This is a genomic window from Enterococcus sp. DIV1067f, from assembly GCF_050543505.1.
Lineage (GTDB): Bacteria > Bacillota > Bacilli > Lactobacillales > Enterococcaceae > Enterococcus_D > Enterococcus_D entomosocium.
Genome location: NZ_CP172940.1, coordinates 760,101 through 776,267 on the forward strand (window position 1 = coordinate 760,101; position 16,167 = coordinate 776,267).

The window sequence follows — 16,167 nt, forward strand, 5'->3', positions numbered from 1 at the left end:
GAAGAAATTGGAACGAATAATCATGCTATAATTAGTAAAAAAGGAAGTGTTACTTAAGACATATGCTTGATAAGAATCCAATTTATCACTATATCTTTAATTTGAAATATGGAAAACCAAGAGGGCAATTACTTTCCAATAAAAATAAGCGTATTTACAACCGTATTTTAACAGAAGAACAAGCCACCAGTTGGGCAGAAATGTATTATGGGAAATGGTCTGAGGATTATAGCAGGGCTTTTGGTAGCGTATTTGGGGGCAACCTAGATTCTTATATGTTAGATTCGTGTTCAACTAATCCGATTGCAACGTATTGCGGATATTCTGGTTCGAAACTTAATAACTATATCAGAGGATATTCGGAGCAAATTTTTCTTCTTTATCCACCTTTTGACCCTGCAAGATTCAATGATACATTAACTACCCTGCTTGTTATGGCGCCTAGAATTCCAGAAGATATAGTCGTTTATCGTTATTTACCAGAAATAGCAATAGAATTAATTCTAAAATCAAACAAAAATGAGCCGTTTTATATAGATAAAAGCTTTATGAGCAGCTCCCTTATTTATGATCCACCAAATATGAAGGATTTCAATCATGAGCATGTATTGGAAATTTTTGTTGATAAGGGGACAGTTGGTGTTTATACTAACTTAATTCCTGGATGTGGACGGGGAGAATGTGAATTGTTGATTTTAAGAAATTCGCTAATGTATTTACTAGATTATCCTTACAAGAGGAATGGACGAACTGTCTATCCAGTCAGATTGCACAATAATCCGGATAGTAGCGGCTATAATTACTTTGATTGATTTATTAGTTGTATCCGAATAATTTCGAAGATATAAATGAATTACAACAATTTTTCCGTGGCAGAAGCACGTAGACAGCGGTAGGCTGGAAATCACCACCATCTGCAGGATATTTTCCTGAAGAAGTAAGCTACAGTGCCTTTGAAAGTGAATACGAATAAATTCTTGTAGATCCAAAGGACTTATCTTTTAAAAAAAGTACTAACAACGTATAGACAAACGACGTTTTTGTTAGTACAATGTAGTTACAAAAGAAAAATAGGAGGTCCTATCTATGTCCCAATCAACGATTACTTTTAGAATACCGGATGATGAAAAAGAGTTGGTAGCTGAATATGCAAAAGCACATAACTCGTCATTAACAGAGCTATACAGAACCGCAGTACTTGATAAAATTGAAGATGAGCTTGATTTAAAACAATTGAAAGAAGCAATGGCTCTTTCTAAGGAGAAAGAAGAGGTAGGTATTTCTCAATCTGCCATGGAGAAATTGTTGGATGAAGTATAGGGTTTTATATATGCCACAGGCACAAAAGCAACTGAAAAAAATGGACCGAAACCAAGCAAGAATTATAGTTGCTTGGATCAGAAAAAACTTAGAAGGAACAACTAATCCTCGTCAATTCGGAAAAGGACTTGTTGGAAACAGAAGTGGTGAATGGCGCTATCGTATAGGGAATTACCGGATACTAGCAAATATAAATGAATCTGACATAGTGATAGAAATCTTTTCGATTGGTCACAGAAGCATTATCTATAAAAAATAATACTTGTTCATCATTTTAGATAAAACAAAAAAGTAGTATCCTGGTTAGGATGCTACTTTTTTCGTTGGAAATTTTTCATAATCATGCGATCTTTGCCTTCTAAAAAACTTTGAAAGTCGATCAGTTCCGTGCGTTTTTTCTTTAAAACAGAGTCTTGCATTGATTTGGGATAGGTGCCTTCTCGTTCAAAAATCAGATTCTCAATCACATAAATTTTTTTGACAAGGTGATCCAGCTTTTGATATTCATTCGCGCGAAAAGCCGTATCCTTGGCTTTTCGTGCGATTTTTAATAGATAGTATAACGTTAATGTCTTTTCTTGCATCAAATCCAGCGTCCCACGTTGTAATACCTCATTCTCATTTTCGAGGATGGGCAGTTCTTCCGGAATTTGAGAGGCTCTCCTATGATCTGTAGAAACTTCTGAAGGGGAAAACCCTATTTGACAAAAGTCGCACATCAAATGGCTTGTTAGGGTCGTTCCGCAATATTTGCAGGTGTATACCGTTGTTTCATCCATTTTGATTTCTCCTTTAGAATAAGTATTGGATTTACGTGGCTATAGATTCTTCTATCTTAGTATAACTTACCAGCAGTTTGGGTTAAATAGTTCAGCCAAAAAGGATTGAAAAAGGGGTCTGCCAGGTTGAAAAAACCTCATTTGTCAGTGTATTCTTTACCTGGCATTTCGCTTTGATCCCAAGAATAGACAGTTGAACGTAACACATTAATAGGCACGTTTGATCCAAATCTTCACATTGGATGGTTAGTTTTGTCTGACTGTTGTACTCTTTATCCTTCAGAGCAGAGGCTAATGCGATTATCATGGATCCCGATCCGCAACAAGGTTCATAATAATGAATGCGACCCTTCTCTTCAATCTCGGCTATTATTGAAGGTAGGCTGAGTTCTGCCATCAGTCTAGCCACATGATTTGGTGTAAAACACTGGCCCATCGATTTATTGGCCAAACTAAGCTCCATGTAAATTTCTCCTAACCAGTCAATGGTTTCTGATTCCATAGCATGGACTAGAAGGTCAAGGCATTCACTGAAGGTTACAGCTTGTACCGTTGTGTACTTGGCTATTGTCTGAAGATATAAGGCCTCTCGTTCTTTCTGGTGCTTACGATCAAGTGTATTTGACAACGTATAGGCCATAAGATGGATCCAGTCGTTAAATACCCCACCAATTGAATTCTTTCCTGTGATCGATTGCAGCTTATTGATGATTTCTTTCTTTTTGTTCATAAATTGACCTCCTTCAGAAAGGTTTTTGCCTTTCATTGATTTGATGTATTTTTCTTTGATGCAGAAGATGGATCATACCTGGAATGAGCGACAAGGGCTTACAGATGGACCAGCTTCAGCTGGATTCAGCTGTTGTGCATTTACCCTTGTCGGTTGAATGGAAGGTATGGTAAAAGGCGGTGGAACCGCCGTTCTTCTCAAAGAAAAATTGAATCGATGAAGGGTGGAGACCTGGAAGGTCGGTGCGCGACGTAGGAGCGCTAAAGCGAAGGCGTCAGCCTGAGAGGCCGTTGGAAACGGCCGGAAAGTGTGCGCAGCACACGCCAGGGGGACCCAACGATCGTCGATCGGTGGGGGAAAAGCGGGCGTCGCCCGCGTTCCTCTTTAATAAACGTCAGCTGTGGCAACAGCTGGCTGAATTTGTCCATATAGCGTAGCGTCAAAGGAAGAGAGCGCAGTCGAAGATGATACGAAGCGAATGAATGTATATGGACAAATTCACTACAAATTGCGTCAGCAATTTGTTTCCAAAAAGCAGGCAAGAATAGGTTTCCCTATTCTTGTTTGCTTTTTATGCAGTTCGAATCAAGCCACCAAATATTGGTTTGAAACCAATGAGTCCAAATTCTGAGTATTCGGGAATATCCAAATTGAAAACATAGGACATTTGAAAGCCTTCATTGAGTTCTTTCCAATCGCCGGACCATTCTTCTTCTCGGTTTGAAACATAGAAGAGAGAAAGCATTCTGCCGATGTCTGTGTGGCTTAAAATGGCGTAATACACGAGGTAGTCGTGCTTTTCTTCAAACTCTGCGACCAATTGCTTAAAGCTATTATCTAGCCAATAATTTCCTCCACGTAAAGAATAGGAAACCAAGTCAGCTTGTTCGAATTATTGAATCGTATCGTCAATGATACCAAGGGCTTTCATACGCTTGATTGCTTCTTTTTTATATCGTTGTTTTTGTTCGTTTTTCATGGTCTTACACTCCTTCGTAATGTGTTAAAAAGCTAAGAAAGAATCCTAAAGCAACCGCCATAGGCGGGATATCTTTACAAGCTTCAACAAAATCTGCACTATCCAAATAATCAAATTCATACTCGCCAGTTTGAGTGTTAACATTCACCTTTTTGCCGAAGTTGCATTCGACTTCAGCCGGACCGTACATTTTGTTTACCCAAACTTGGAGAGCAAAGGCTTCATTTTGGACTTCAAGGATGTCATGGCCGGTTTCGTATTTTTCAAGATTGGGAGAATCTGTTAAGGAAGAAAGTAGTTCATTGTCCATGATTTCTAGGATGAAACAATTATTCAAGTTCATTTTAGTCGTCCTCTCTTTCGGTGAATGAATAGAAAGCGCCGTTTACTTTTATTGATTCGAAATAGTCCAACCATTGACTATCCGTTGTTTTTGCTTTCTTATCGTCATTAAATCTTTGCCATGTAAGTTCTAACGCTTGATACTCGTCTGGCTTAATCGTGCTAGGTTTGATTCCTTTGTCAATACACACTAAAGCTTGAAATAGCCATTTGGGGTTTGCTTTCTTTAGCTGTTCAATCGTTCGATAGTAAGTGTCAATCAGATTAAGCTCAACACTGCTTTCAATCATTTCTTCTTGGGCCATATCCAATAATTTTTTATAGTGCTTTTTAGGGACACGTGTTTCGTTATAAGCGAACGTCATATCCTCCATTTTTTGCGCCATTTTGTCTTTAGGCAATCGTGAAAATTCTTCATAATACGTTTGTGGCATGGTTTGACCTCCTACAGAAAGGGTTTGCCTTTCTTTTTTTATATTTTCTTTTGACAGAAAAGATGGATCACTCCTGGAGTGAGCAGCAAGGGCTTACAGATGGACCAGCTTCAGCTGGATCCAGCTGTTGTGTATTTACCCTTGTTGGTTGAATGGAAGGTGTGATAGAAGGCGGTGGAACCGCCGTTCTTTTCAAAAGAAAAAATAAATGGAAGGCAGAGATGCCGTTCTGTGGGTTGGGCGCGACGTAGGAGCGCTAAAGTGAAGGCGATAGCCTGAGAGGCCGTTGGAAACGGCCGGAAAGTGTGCGTAGCACACGCTAGGGGGACCCGACGATCGTCGATCGGTGGGGGAAAAGCGGGCGTCGCCCGCGTTCCTCTTTAATAAACGTCAGCTGTGGTAACAGCTGGCTGAATTTGTCCATATAGCGTAGCGTCAAAGGAAGAGAGCGCAGTCGAAGACGGTACGGAGCGAATGACTGTATATGGACAAATTCACTACAAATTGCGCCAGCAATTTGTCTCCTGAAAGGACAAAAAAATAACCATTCTATTACCTAGAATGGTTAAAGAGGAAAGGAAAAGTTTTTGAGAAATCTTTGCGCAATATCAAAGAATAGTTCTTCGTCAAGTGTATCGACGTACTTGACGTTTCGGTTGGCTGCTTGGGTGTAATCAAGTGAAAATACTTGCAGTGTATTTACTTTGCTGGGCTTCGAATCGTTTGACTTGAGCTTATCGCTTTGAATAGGAACAAGAAAAGGACGTTCTTTGTCACTTGTTGTGATTGGACAAACAATAATCAAATTCGTTGCAGAGTTATACGTATCTTTGCTTAAAACTAATGCAGGACGTCTTTTTTTGACTTCATAGCCTTTTGAGGGCTCAAAGTCAAGAATAACAATGTCACGCTGGCGTGGCTTATAATTCATTCAGTTCGCCTCCCTGCGGCGTGTAATCGATCGCTAATTCAGGAAGAGAGAACTCACCTTCTTTGGCAGTTTCAAAAAAATCTTCAACTTTGGGAATGAGAGCGACCGTTCCGTTTTCTTTTCTGATAATTAGAAATTCTTCACCTTCTTTAAGTCCTAGCTTTGCAGGAATTGTAATGACAAGAGAATTTCCTTGTTTTCTGGTTTTTGTAGAAGTCATAAAGCATTCCTCCTTTTACAGAAAGTATACCACGTAATTACGTGGTAATACAATCTGAAAGGTTCTTTGTCTTATTCTCAAAAATATACCTTGACGTCATTCAGTGGACTTCTTGAGTGTCGAATATCGCGGATATTCTCTTTGATTAATCGTTTAGCGATAATTGCTCTTAATGCAGTGAAAAGAACGTATAACGGGGTTTCGTCAAGATTTTTACTACCTGATTTTCCAATAGTATAGAATGCCAACAAAGAATTGATGCTAGTTTTGTGTGAATCGAGTATAAATGGGGTATCCAATGAATCTTTGTCTTTGATATATTTTTCAAGCAGATAGTCTAACCAATGTGTGTCAGACTTGCACTTGTCATGAACCTTTCTACCTTCAATTATTTCTTCAAATGAAGCTTGGAAGGGAACTTGGTAGAGCCAGTTTGGAGAAATAATCAAGCCCCGCTTTCTTAATAAATCAAAGAGTTGAGCGCCTGATATGACATGTGACATTTCATATAGTGGTAAATCTAAATAATGATTGATGGACAAGCTCCTTAAGTAATTGTCTGCTTGCATGGAGAGTTCCAAATATCCTTGAATTTTATTGTCTCGCATGAGAATGCCTCCTTCAGAAAGGTTTTTGCCTTTCATTGATTTGATGTATTTTTCTTTGATACAGAAGATGGATCATACTTGGAATGAGCGACAAGGGCTTACAGATGGACCAGCTTCAGCTGGATCCAACTGTTGTGTATTTACCCTTGTCGGTTGAATGGAAGGTATGATATAAGGCGGTGGAACCGCCGTTCTTCTCAAAGAAAAATTGAATCGATGAAAGGTGGAGACCTGGAAGGTCGGTGCGCGACGCAGGAGCGCTAAAGCGAAGGCGATAGCCTGAGAGGCCGTTGGAAACGGCCGGAAAGTGTGCGCAGCACACGCCAGGGGGACCCGACGATCGTCGATCGGTGGGGGAAAAGCGGGCGGCGCCCGCGTTCCTCTTTAATAAACGTCAGCTGTGGCAACAGCTGGCTGAATTTGTCCATAACCATGCAGAATATGTCGAAAAAAATACCGCTGAATTGGACAAAGAATATGAAGAAGCCTATGGTATTTTGATTAGCGAGAATCAGGAAGCAGAGCTGGAAACTCTCAAAGTAGATATGTATGTAAATGGTGGTTATGGTGATGAAACTGCAGACTCAGCTGCTTTTAATCGAATGGCGGAATTAGAACGAAGGAATGCAAGTGAAGACTAGCGGTGCTGGTCTTTTTTTATTCAGATGCTGAACTGTGAAGTAGAGATAGGAGAAGGTCATGATAAATATCTTAATGAGTACGTTTGAGCCTAAAGAGTCCTGGAGTGAAAAGATTCAAGACTATTTAATAGGAAAAAAATTTTAATTATAGCTTGTTCTTTTTCTGAAGAAACAATACAGAATGAGTCTGACTGGCAAGAAGCATATGGTAGACCCAAAGGGAAATATTACGGTCCTTTAATTAAATCTTTTACCAGTTTTGGTGTAAGAGAAAAAGATCTAACTTTTGTTAATTATTTTCGCGACAGTCGTAGTCAAATTGCAAAATTGATTAAGAGTAATGATGTATTATTTTTTCCAGGTGGACTCCCTGATAAAATGGTCGAACGATTAGAAGAAAAACAAATAGTCAATAAAATTAGAAATTTTCCAGGAGTAATTATCGGTTTCAGTGCTGGAGCAATGATTCAAATTCAAGATTTCCATATTACAGAAGATGATTATTATCCAATGTATAGTTATCACGACGGATTGAACCTTATCAAGAGTTTTGATATTGAAGTACATTACGTAAAGGGAGATCCTGCTAAGGAAGCTGCTATTCAAAGATGTCTTAACGAAAAGAAAGCAGTTGTGTATGGTATTGGAGATCGGGGAGCAATCATTTCCAAGGATAACCATGTAGAATTACTTGGTGATGTTTCTCTTTTTGTTAGAAAAGTAAAAACAGATTATACCTCCGTCCATAAATTCGTAAACTAATCATTGCTCATTGAAAATATCGGATCTATGATGATTAGGATACTGCTTCGAGAGGGTCAGAAACTTTAAAGTTTTTGCCCCCTTTTTTTGATCACTTTATCGATTCTCTAACCACTCAAGTATTCTGATTTCTTATAATGACCACTCTGAGAATATCAGAGTGCAATTTGATACCTGTTTTTTCAAGGGTCTATTTAATATTTTAGTGATCATTTCCATTTTTATAGAACTGAATCCCACGAGCTATCATTCTCCATTGTTTGGAAAATGAAAAAGTATTTTTCGATATTTTCACTTAAGTGTGCAAATAATGAATTTCATTGTAAGTGAAATTCATTTAAAGTAATAGATGCACAAGAACAACAGTTTATGTTACGATTGCTTGCTTCTTTGTACTAAAAACCTTCGTTTTTGGGATTGCAGAAAAAAAGACATTTGAATTCAATCAAATGTCTTAGAAATATCTATACATTGGTATTTATGAAAAATCGTATCTATTGATAATTGTAAATCTTAAAAACGAAGGTTATTGAGCAATCTAATTAAGGAGGAGGGAAATGAAAGGTAAGAAGTGGATCGTTTTGAGTTGCTTATTGGTACTCTTTATTAAAGCTCCATTGCTTGAAGGGCAGGCGGCGTCGATCCAATCGTCCGAAACAGATAGCTCCATTACATTTACGGGGCGTTATGAACCAATCGGCACACCCAATCCACCGCCGGATATCGCCAAACCACCTACGTCTGAGAAATTGCCACAAACTAACACACTAAGACAAAAGCAGTGGTTGTTGCTGGGGTGGCTGTTCGTCATTGTTGCGGGTAGTCTTGGTGTCAAAAGAATGACAAAAACAACTAATAGGAAAGAAGGAAATTATTAATGAAATTTATTCGATTAACTACCGTTGCTGCATTATCTGCTACTATTTTTGCCGGAGGCATTCAAGCTTTTGCTGATGAGCCGACCGAAACAGAAAAAACAAACGAAGTTCGTAAAACAACAACCGATGGTCAAATCACATTCACCCCAGGGAATGATGATACTGTCGTTGATCCTGGACCAGACGGTCCAGATGTAACCATTCCCCCAGTTGTAGATCCTGATGGTCAAAACAAAGGTCCTTTAACGATCGCTATTGTTCCAACGATGAACTTTGGGTCACAAATTATCTCGACCACTGATGAAAACTACAATATGGTTGCTGAAAGACAACAATTAACAGGAACGACTGGCGATGAAAACAAAGTTCCTTACGTGAGTATGGCTCAGGTTCAAGATACACGTGGGACAAATGAAGGTTGGGAACTAAGTGTGAGCCTAACTGAATTCCAAGCAACGAAGGAAACACAAAATGCTGTATTAAAAGGTGCAAAGATCACCTTACTTGATCCAGCATTACTTTATAGCATTGATGATGTTGAACAAAGACCTGAAACACACGCAAGTGGGTTAGAACTTCTACCAAGTGAAGCTGCAGTACCAGTAATGACAGCAGCAGCGCAAAAAGGAGCAGGAACATCTTCAGTTGTCTGGGGCGACCATGAGGCTATTGCAAAACAAGTCGCAGATGGCGCAGACGTTGTAGAAAATGACGCGATTAAACTATTTGTTCCAGGATCTACCGCAAAAGATGCCGTAACGTATCAGTCCACATTGACATGGGAGTTAACTTCAACTCCTGACAACTCAATTCCTGATACTGAAGTGTAAGAATAAATATTTTTTACTACGACATTGTAGTATCGGCAGCGTTACAGATCCTTGTAGCGTTGCCTTTTTTAGGAAAGGAGTACGTTTCATGAAACTTAAAAAAAAGAATAACTATTACTTATGGCTGCTTCCTTTTTTCTGCTTGCTTTTCCCTTTTTCTGTTCAGGCAGAAGAAACGACTCTAAATATTTATGCCACACCAATTTTTCCAGACAGTCAAGTGGATGAAGGCAAAGGGTACTATGATTTAAACTTAGCACCCAATCAAAAAGAAACCTTGCGCTTGGAGATTGGGAATACGAGTGCTGAACCTATACGAATTCAAGTGACTCCCCATACTGCATATACCAATGTGTTAGGAAACGTTGAATACGGTAAAAATGCACAAGAAGCAGACCCTACGTTGGTTCATTCCTTAGCTGACCTGATGGAGTCCTCTGAGGTGATTGAATTAGCTGGAAATGAAACGAAAACTGTGGAGATTCCCTTACAGATGCCAGAAGAAGCATTTGAAGGCTTTTTAGCGGGTGGTTTACGTATTGCTGAACAAAAAGAGGAAACGGCAGAAACCGACGAAGCAGAAGGAGAAGGCGTAGCCATAAAGAATGAATTCGCCTATGTGGTTGGTGTGGTCGTCAGTAATACCAGAGACTCGGTACAACCGGAGTTGGAACTGCTAGATGTATTTGCAGATCAATTGAACTACCGCAATGTAATCAGTGCTACGTTACAAAACTTTACCCCCACTTTTGTCAATCAATTGGCGGTGGAAGCGACTGTTAAACGAGTAGGGGAGAACGAGGTTCTCTATAAGGCAGAGAAAGAAATGATGCAGATGGCCCCAAATTCTAATTTCAACTTTCCGATTTCTTTAGAAGGCGACCGTTTTCGAAGTGGAAACTATGTTCTAGAATTAACAGCTACATCGGGAGAGAATGAATGGTCATGGACGCGTGAATTTACGATTGAAGCCGATGAAGCCCGCAAGTTAAATCGAGAAGATGTAACGATTGATTCAGGTGTCAATTGGTGGATGATCGGTGCAATTATTTTGCTTATTTTAATGCTTGGACTTGTGCTTTACCTGATGTGGCAAAAGAAAAGAGCACGTGAAAGCGAAAAAGAAGTATAGAGAGGAGGATTCCATGAGAAAGCTAATGAAAAAGGGAATGCTCATTTTAGGGACGATGATTCTTGTTCTGCATGCATTCCTCCTGCCAGTAGGCATCGTCTATGCGGAAACCACGGATAAAAAGGTAGGGGGGCAAGTACAGGAAGAAGAACAATTGGAACTTCCATCCATAAAAAACTATCTAGAAGTGGAAGAAGAAGGCAATCCTCGCTTTTCCTTTCCTCGCTCTCGCCTTCAAGGAACGGTTGAAGAGTCATTGAAGGTGACATTTGTTTCAGATCAAGAGGTGTCAGAGGCAAGGATTACCCTTCCAAAGGAAGCACAGCTGGTAAAAGACCAGTTACAAGCTGGAGTTACCGTCAACCAAGAAGAAGAATCAAATGAATGGGTGATTCAAGCGGAGCGTGCACAACAAACGTTTGTGCTTCCAGTGGTATTTAAATCTGAAGGTAATTATGATGTGTCCGTCGAAGACGTAACTGCGACACTTGAAATATCGGAAAAGGAAGAAACGGAGACTGAAGATCAATCAGAAATGAATCAGGATTCATCTGATGAATCAAATGAAGAACATGAGCAATATCCAAATACGACTGAACAATCAGAAGAAAAAGAAGCGCCTGTAGCAACCGAAGAATCGAAAGAGGAAGCTACTCCTTCTGAGAACGATACATTCAAACAGGCGGTCTTTGATGGAAATACAGAAGAAGTCTCAACAATGGCTGCATTCAGAGAAGCTGTCGCAAATCCTGAAGTCAGCATTATCTCTGTTCAAGCAAATTTAACTGAAAATACAGCCAATATCATGACGATCGACCGACCAATCAAGATACAAGGAAACGGACATACGCTGACTTTTGGTAACAATAGTTTTTATTTTCAATTAGTAGAAGTGAGTGAGCCAACGACCTTTCGGATAGAGGACGCAACAATTACAAAGACCGGCGCTACTCCTTTAGTCAACGCAACAACAGAGGTTAGCCACAATTGGACACTAGAAATAGAAGATGTAGCAGAAGTCAATGCAAATACGATGCGACTAGCATCAATTCCAAAAGGTACGGTTCAATTTACAGGTGGCACGAATAACTTTACACGCACAAGTTCTACGCAAACCTTCATTGAAGCAAAAGAAGTCAAAGCAATCAATCAAGCGAAAGTAACGATCAGTCGTGGAAATGCCACGTTCTTTCTAGCAGCAGCGACAATTTCCGAACCTAAACTAACAATCGAAAACGGTGCAAATTTAGCAATTACTACGACTTCAGGTGTGGCAAATACGATTGATTTTAGAGGAGAAAATGCGGAGATTGCACTCCAATCTGGTGGGGATTTAACGATCAATACAGTAGGAACGACTGCTGCTCCTACTAATACAAGCAATAATACGATTGCAATGACTGGAGCAGATCCGAAAATCACCGTTCGTGATAAAAGCAGCTTGACGACGACAAGTACTGCAGCCAAAAGAGGGTTACATCTATCTGGAAATAATCCCCAGGTGATTGTGGATGGTTCGAAATTATCTGTGAACTCAGCCACACAGTCAGCGGTAAATTTATCAGGGGATGAGCCATTATTTTCTGTAACGAATAGTCATACCGACATTCGTTCTACAACAGGAGCTACACTTGCCTTGATAGGTTTATCACCTAAAGTCAACTATGTGGGATCCACAGGTAGTTTAACAAGTACCACGGGACAACGATTGAATTTGATCGGCACCAACCCTCAGTTATCATTGAATCAGACCCAATTGTCAATGTCAGCTACAACCGGACGTGGAGTGTATTTAGAAGGAACAACACCACAAGTCTTATTAAATGAAAGTAGTATTGAAATAACAGATACCGCAGCTTCACAAGGAATGATTTTACAAGGAGCAGACGCATTACTGTCTCTAACAGAAGATAGCGAACTGACAATTAATGGTGCCGGAACGGGAACATTAGAAAATATTCAAATTGGCGCCAATAACCCTCGTCCAGAACTTTCAATGACAGGTGGTTCTAAAGTTACAGTCGCTACTACGAGTGGTACGGGAGGGGCTTCGGATACGGCGAACAATGCCCTACACTTACGTGGTGAACAACCGAAAATGACGATAACAGAAGAATCAGAACTTAATATTTCAGTTATTTCCAATGCACGACGCGGCGTTTATTTAAATGGTATTGAAGCCGAATTGAAAGTAGATACTAGTCAGTTTAATGTGAAAACGTTGACCGGACAAGGACTTCATTTAAATGGGAGAGACGCACGATTTCATGCGACAAACAGCAAAATATCCATAGAAACAACGACTGGTATAGGCGTTGCTTTTGCGGGAGATAATCCAACCATAAATGCTGTGAATACAGAGATGATGATCCAATCAACGACTGGCCAGCGTATGAACCTTATAGGAGCTTCCCCTATATTGGATTTAGACAAAAGCTATCTGACGATGAATGCAACGACTGGTCGAGGCATCTATTTGTTAGGAGCAACGCCACAAGTGAGCCTAAATGAAAGTCAGATTGAAATGACAGACACCGGTGCCTCACAAGGAATGATTTTGGAAGGGACCGATGCCGTACTTTCTTTGAAAAAGAATAGTACGTTCACTGTTTCTGGTGGTGGAACAGGTACTACCGAAAATATTCAAGTTGGTAATAATAATGCAAGACCTAAGATAGACTTAGAAAATGGTTCAAAATTAGGAATCACTACTACCAGTGGAACAGGTGCAGGCTCTGCCACAGCCAATAATGCCGTCCATCTCAGAGGAAGTAATCCAGAACTAAATGTAGCAGATAAGTCAAGCATTTCTATTGATATTACTTCTGGTAATCGACGTGGAATAGTAATGACGGGAAATAATTCAACCACAAACGTTGATTCTAGTGATATAAGTTTGAAGTTAGCTGGTAGTGGGGTCGGTTATTCTGCAACAGGAACTACTAATAAATTAGCCATCTCAAAGAGCCAGTGGGAGGCGAACGGGAGCTCCGGACACAATATTCATATGGTCGGGGACAATAGTACAGTCTTAGTTGATAACTCTGATGCCTTTTTTGAAGCAGCCAGTTCTGGTAGGAATATTTGGCTAGCTGGAGCAGATTCAGTTCTAGCCGTAGAAAATGGTACTCAGTTAAATGCAAAATCTGAGGATGCCAACAGTATAACGATACATGGTGCACGGGCATTATTACAAATGAGTGGTTCTAAATCAAACATGGACATTGTTAGTAATGTCAGTGAAGCTGAGTTAAATGCAGCAGTTTTTTTAGGTGCAGCTACTACAACTGCGGGAGCTACAAATCCTAATGCTGAAGTTAGATTGACTGAGGGTGCAAAAATGAATGTACATGCGAATCGAGCCTCTGCATTAAGTTTACTTAGTTCGAATGGACAATTTAACCTATTAAATCTATCGGAATTAAATTTAACAGCAGGTAATACTGATTCATCAGCCAACGGTGCAGTTGCTGTCTTACGTTTTATACGTGCAGGAGGCTATCAGTTTACAATAGACAATGCAAAAATGAACATAAGTAAATCTGGAGGAAGAACACCAGGTATTCGTATGTATGGTGGTAATAATCATATTTTAGTTAGGAACGGAGGGCAATTTTTCATCTATAATCCTGGGAATGGTACACCTATAGATCAAGATACGTCCTCTGGTTTGGCAAATCAAGGGGTACATTATCCTAGGACCGGGGGTAATTCTTTTGTAGTTGATGGTTTGGGTTCTAAAGTTCAAATTATTGCGGACAACGGTGCAGCGATCGATATGGAAAGTCAGGCGGGAGAAATTGAAGCACGAAATGGTGCTACCTTCGTTGCCCAAGGACGAACAGCTACAGATGCGGCAGGAATTTTCAATGCTGGAAATTTAACTGTTGATTTTGATAATCCGTTATTTATGGACTTTAGAAATACTCGCGTCGGTGGTGGGAATATATTTAATGCTAGTAGTGGATCGACATTAAATGCAATAAATAGTGATTTATCTGTTTGGCGAAAAGGCGCTGATTTGAATGGAGACCCAAATTTAGACTTCCGAAGTATTGATTATTCGTTTACTGGAACAAATTTTAATACGTTAAGAGAGACAAATGACCCCACACAACTAAATACGGAAGTGTTTGGAAACACAGGTTTGACTGCATACAGTCGATTGAGTAGTAACAATGGGCGATGGGCCATCGCAGATGAGTTGAGAGTGCCAACCAATGCCGATAAGAAAATCTATGGGCGCGTGAGTCTTCCTGTAGGCCTAGATGATAGTCGTCCAGCATGGGACGATGAAGCGATCGTGACAGTCGAAGTAGAATTTCCGTCAGGACGAACACAAGAGTATACGACCAAGACCGTCGGTCATTCAGACGAATCACCAGGAATCAGTATCTACGGAGAAGACCCACGTGGTGGACTTTTTGAAATCACATTACCTGAACCCCTCGAAGCGGGATCAAAAGTTCGAATCAGTAACGTAGAATTAACCAGTGGCGAACTGACCGAAGGTTTTGACCACCAGATTTTAACAGATACTGTGGAAGTCTTTCCAATCGTCCCTCCGGCACCTGCGAAATTCTCATCTTCTATCATTGGTGAAAATAGTAAAACCATCCAAGGTATTTCAGAAAATAAAGAAGCTGAAGTAACCGCAACGCATAATGGGCAACCCATGGATACGTCGGATGTTACTGTTAATGACGATGGCAGATTCACTCTTGATCTAAGTGAACTTTCACTAAAAGAAGATGATGAAATTCAAATCTTTTTACGGGATAATGCAGGATCCGCAAAGGCCGCAGGGGTCGTTGATCCACCAAAAACAAATAATGATCGAGGAAATATTAATCCAACAATAGCACTGCCTTATCATGACGTCACATTTGAATCTGCGACGATTTTAACAGTTGGGGATCTTGGTCCAGTCTCTCCGGTAGATCCGATGAATCCAGAAATAGAAGTCGATCCAGAGAATAAACCTGAGCTCGAAGAAGACCAAGGCTTGTTAAGCATAGATTTTGCTTCTCAATTCATATTTGGCGAACAAGCGATATCTACGCGAACGAAGCGGTATTATGCGCAACCGCAACGCCTGTTAAATTCTGATGGAACCGTCAATCAAGAGGAAGAGCGCCCGAACTACGTGCAGATCAGTGATCGTCGGAGTGAAAACGACCGCCATGGCTGGACCCTTTCTGTGACCCAAAATGAACAGTTCCACAATGATCATAACCATGAACTTAAAGGGGCAAGCTTGCAATTGACTAATCAACAGGTGGCGTCTGCCCAAGATATGGGCGAGCCTGAACTGAGTCAGCCTGACGGAATCAAACTGATTCCGGGAGAAAAGACCGAGCTGATGACCGCAAAAGACACCCAAGGGATCGGTACTTGGATCTATCGGTTTGGTGATGCAGCCAGCGCCGATAAAAGTGTAGCGCTAGAGGTTCCACCAAGTGCTGCTCCACAAGCTGCGACCTATCAAACTACGTTGTCTTGGGAATTAAGTATGGTTCCTGACAATTAAACATAATGGGGAAGAGCTGCGGCTCTTTTTCTTTTTTATATAATGAATGGA

General features: G+C 40.3%; 17 protein-coding genes. 9 read left to right on the top strand and 8 right to left on the bottom strand.

Features of this window, described 5'->3' with window-relative positions; genetic code table 11:
* Positions 1–62: 62 nt before the first annotated feature.
* The 3 genes from IGJ42_RS03525 to IGJ42_RS03535 all read left to right on the top strand — a co-directional run bounded on the left by IGJ42_RS03525 (position 63) and on the right by IGJ42_RS03535 (position 1,579).
* The gene (locus IGJ42_RS03525) at positions 63–812 is read left to right on the top strand and encodes an ADP-ribosyltransferase (protein WP_086333062.1); all 750 of its coding nucleotides are present in this window, start codon (positions 63–65) and stop codon (positions 810–812) included.
* A gap of 274 nt (positions 813–1,086) precedes the next feature.
* Positions 1,087–1,320 carry a type II toxin-antitoxin system RelB family antitoxin gene (relB, locus tag IGJ42_RS03530; RefSeq protein WP_016612460.1) on the top strand — a complete coding sequence of 78 codons (234 nt, stop codon included), beginning with the start codon at positions 1,087–1,089 and terminating at the stop codon, positions 1,318–1,320.
* Positions 1,310–1,579 carry a type II toxin-antitoxin system RelE family toxin gene (locus tag IGJ42_RS03535; RefSeq protein ID WP_016612459.1) on the top strand — a complete coding sequence of 90 codons (270 nt, stop codon included), beginning with the start codon at positions 1,310–1,312 and terminating at the stop codon, positions 1,577–1,579. Before relB ends, IGJ42_RS03535 begins: the two co-directional genes overlap by 11 nt.
* Positions 1,580–1,631: 52 nt before the next feature.
* On the opposite strand, the gene IGJ42_RS03540 is transcribed toward IGJ42_RS03535, so the two are convergent.
* The 8 genes from IGJ42_RS03540 to IGJ42_RS03575 all read right to left on the bottom strand — a co-directional run bounded on the left by IGJ42_RS03540 (position 1,632) and on the right by IGJ42_RS03575 (position 6,343).
* Positions 1,632–2,099, bottom strand: coding sequence for a hypothetical protein (locus IGJ42_RS03540; RefSeq protein ID WP_223347161.1), 468 nt, complete (start codon positions 2,097–2,099; stop codon positions 1,632–1,634).
* Positions 2,100–2,190: 91 nt separating this feature from the next.
* Positions 2,191–2,829, bottom strand: a complete 639-nt coding sequence (locus IGJ42_RS03545; protein WP_223347162.1) for an N-6 DNA methylase — start codon at positions 2,827–2,829, stop codon at positions 2,191–2,193.
* A gap of 571 nt (positions 2,830–3,400) precedes the next feature.
* The gene (locus IGJ42_RS03550) at positions 3,401–3,706 is read right to left on the bottom strand and encodes a hypothetical protein (protein ID WP_430615942.1); all 306 of its coding nucleotides are present in this window, start codon (positions 3,704–3,706) and stop codon (positions 3,401–3,403) included.
* A gap of 106 nt (positions 3,707–3,812) precedes the next feature.
* Positions 3,813–4,151, bottom strand: coding sequence for a hypothetical protein (locus IGJ42_RS03555; protein WP_086333065.1), 339 nt, complete (start codon positions 4,149–4,151; stop codon positions 3,813–3,815).
* A 1-nt stretch (position 4,152) separates the two neighbouring features.
* Positions 4,153–4,584, bottom strand: a complete 432-nt coding sequence (locus IGJ42_RS03560) for a hypothetical protein (protein ID WP_086333066.1) — start codon at positions 4,582–4,584, stop codon at positions 4,153–4,155.
* Between the two features lie 565 nt (positions 4,585–5,149).
* Complete coding sequence (locus IGJ42_RS03565; protein WP_016609834.1) at positions 5,150–5,515, bottom strand: type II toxin-antitoxin system PemK/MazF family toxin; 366 nt, start codon at positions 5,513–5,515, stop codon at positions 5,150–5,152.
* Complete coding sequence (gene mazE, locus IGJ42_RS03570; protein WP_016619898.1) at positions 5,505–5,735, bottom strand: type II toxin-antitoxin system PemI/MazE family antitoxin; 231 nt, start codon at positions 5,733–5,735, stop codon at positions 5,505–5,507. The genes IGJ42_RS03565 and mazE overlap by 11 nt, the downstream gene beginning before the upstream one ends.
* A gap of 77 nt (positions 5,736–5,812) precedes the next feature.
* Positions 5,813–6,343 carry a hypothetical protein gene (locus IGJ42_RS03575; RefSeq protein WP_430615945.1) on the bottom strand — a complete coding sequence of 177 codons (531 nt, stop codon included), beginning with the start codon at positions 6,341–6,343 and terminating at the stop codon, positions 5,813–5,815.
* A gap of 290 nt (positions 6,344–6,633) precedes the next feature.
* Between IGJ42_RS03575 and IGJ42_RS03580 the strand changes: the two genes are divergently transcribed.
* The 6 genes from IGJ42_RS03580 (at position 6,634) to IGJ42_RS03605 (ending at position 16,116) form a co-directional block, all read left to right on the top strand.
* A complete protein-coding gene (locus tag IGJ42_RS03580; RefSeq protein WP_086333068.1) occupies positions 6,634–6,984 on the top strand; it encodes a hypothetical protein in 351 nt (116 codons plus the stop codon).
* A 240-nt stretch (positions 6,985–7,224) separates the two neighbouring features.
* The gene (locus IGJ42_RS03585; protein WP_223347178.1) at positions 7,225–7,746 is read left to right on the top strand and encodes a Type 1 glutamine amidotransferase-like domain-containing protein; all 522 of its coding nucleotides are present in this window, start codon (positions 7,225–7,227) and stop codon (positions 7,744–7,746) included.
* Between the two features lie 557 nt (positions 7,747–8,303).
* Positions 8,304–8,624 carry a hypothetical protein gene (locus tag IGJ42_RS03590; RefSeq protein ID WP_086333070.1) on the top strand — a complete coding sequence of 107 codons (321 nt, stop codon included), beginning with the start codon at positions 8,304–8,306 and terminating at the stop codon, positions 8,622–8,624.
* On the top strand, positions 8,624–9,454 hold the full coding sequence (locus tag IGJ42_RS03595) for a WxL domain-containing protein (protein ID WP_429961069.1): 831 nt from the start codon (positions 8,624–8,626) through the stop codon (positions 9,452–9,454). Before IGJ42_RS03590 ends, IGJ42_RS03595 begins: the two co-directional genes overlap by 1 nt.
* 88 nt (positions 9,455–9,542) lie before the next feature.
* On the top strand, positions 9,543–10,586 hold the full coding sequence (locus IGJ42_RS03600) for a DUF916 and DUF3324 domain-containing protein (RefSeq protein ID WP_086332084.1): 1,044 nt from the start codon (positions 9,543–9,545) through the stop codon (positions 10,584–10,586).
* A 13-nt stretch (positions 10,587–10,599) separates the two neighbouring features.
* Positions 10,600–16,116, top strand: coding sequence for a WxL domain-containing protein (locus IGJ42_RS03605; RefSeq protein WP_430615948.1), 5,517 nt, complete (start codon positions 10,600–10,602; stop codon positions 16,114–16,116).
* Positions 16,117–16,167: the final 51 nt, after the last annotated feature.

What these genes read in the sequence shown, in the direction of transcription:
- IGJ42_RS03525 (WP_086333062.1), top strand. Translation starts at nt 63, where the DNA reads ATGCTTGATAAGAATCCAATTTATCACTATATCTTTAATTTGAAATAT.
- relB (WP_016612460.1), top strand. Translation starts at nt 1,087, where the DNA reads ATGTCCCAATCAACGATTACTTTTAGAATACCGGATGATGAAAAAGAG.
- IGJ42_RS03535 (WP_016612459.1), top strand. Translation starts at nt 1,310, where the DNA reads ATGAAGTATAGGGTTTTATATATGCCACAGGCACAAAAGCAACTGAAA.
- IGJ42_RS03540 (WP_223347161.1), bottom strand. Translation starts at nt 2,099, where the DNA reads ATGGATGAAACAACGGTATACACCTGCAAATATTGCGGAACGACCCTA.
- IGJ42_RS03545 (WP_223347162.1), bottom strand. Translation starts at nt 2,829, where the DNA reads ATGAACAAAAAGAAAGAAATCATCAATAAGCTGCAATCGATCACAGGA.
- IGJ42_RS03555 (WP_086333065.1), bottom strand. Translation starts at nt 4,151, where the DNA reads ATGAACTTGAATAATTGTTTCATCCTAGAAATCATGGACAATGAACTA.
- IGJ42_RS03560 (WP_086333066.1), bottom strand. Translation starts at nt 4,584, where the DNA reads ATGCCACAAACGTATTATGAAGAATTTTCACGATTGCCTAAAGACAAA.
- IGJ42_RS03565 (WP_016609834.1), bottom strand. Translation starts at nt 5,515, where the DNA reads ATGAATTATAAGCCACGCCAGCGTGACATTGTTATTCTTGACTTTGAG.
- mazE (WP_016619898.1), bottom strand. Translation starts at nt 5,735, where the DNA reads ATGACTTCTACAAAAACCAGAAAACAAGGAAATTCTCTTGTCATTACA.
- IGJ42_RS03575 (WP_430615945.1), bottom strand. Translation starts at nt 6,343, where the DNA reads ATGCGAGACAATAAAATTCAAGGATATTTGGAACTCTCCATGCAAGCA.
- IGJ42_RS03590 (WP_086333070.1), top strand. Translation starts at nt 8,304, where the DNA reads ATGAAAGGTAAGAAGTGGATCGTTTTGAGTTGCTTATTGGTACTCTTT.
- IGJ42_RS03595 (WP_429961069.1), top strand. Translation starts at nt 8,624, where the DNA reads ATGAAATTTATTCGATTAACTACCGTTGCTGCATTATCTGCTACTATT.
- IGJ42_RS03600 (WP_086332084.1), top strand. Translation starts at nt 9,543, where the DNA reads ATGAAACTTAAAAAAAAGAATAACTATTACTTATGGCTGCTTCCTTTT.
- IGJ42_RS03605 (WP_430615948.1), top strand. Translation starts at nt 10,600, where the DNA reads ATGAGAAAGCTAATGAAAAAGGGAATGCTCATTTTAGGGACGATGATT.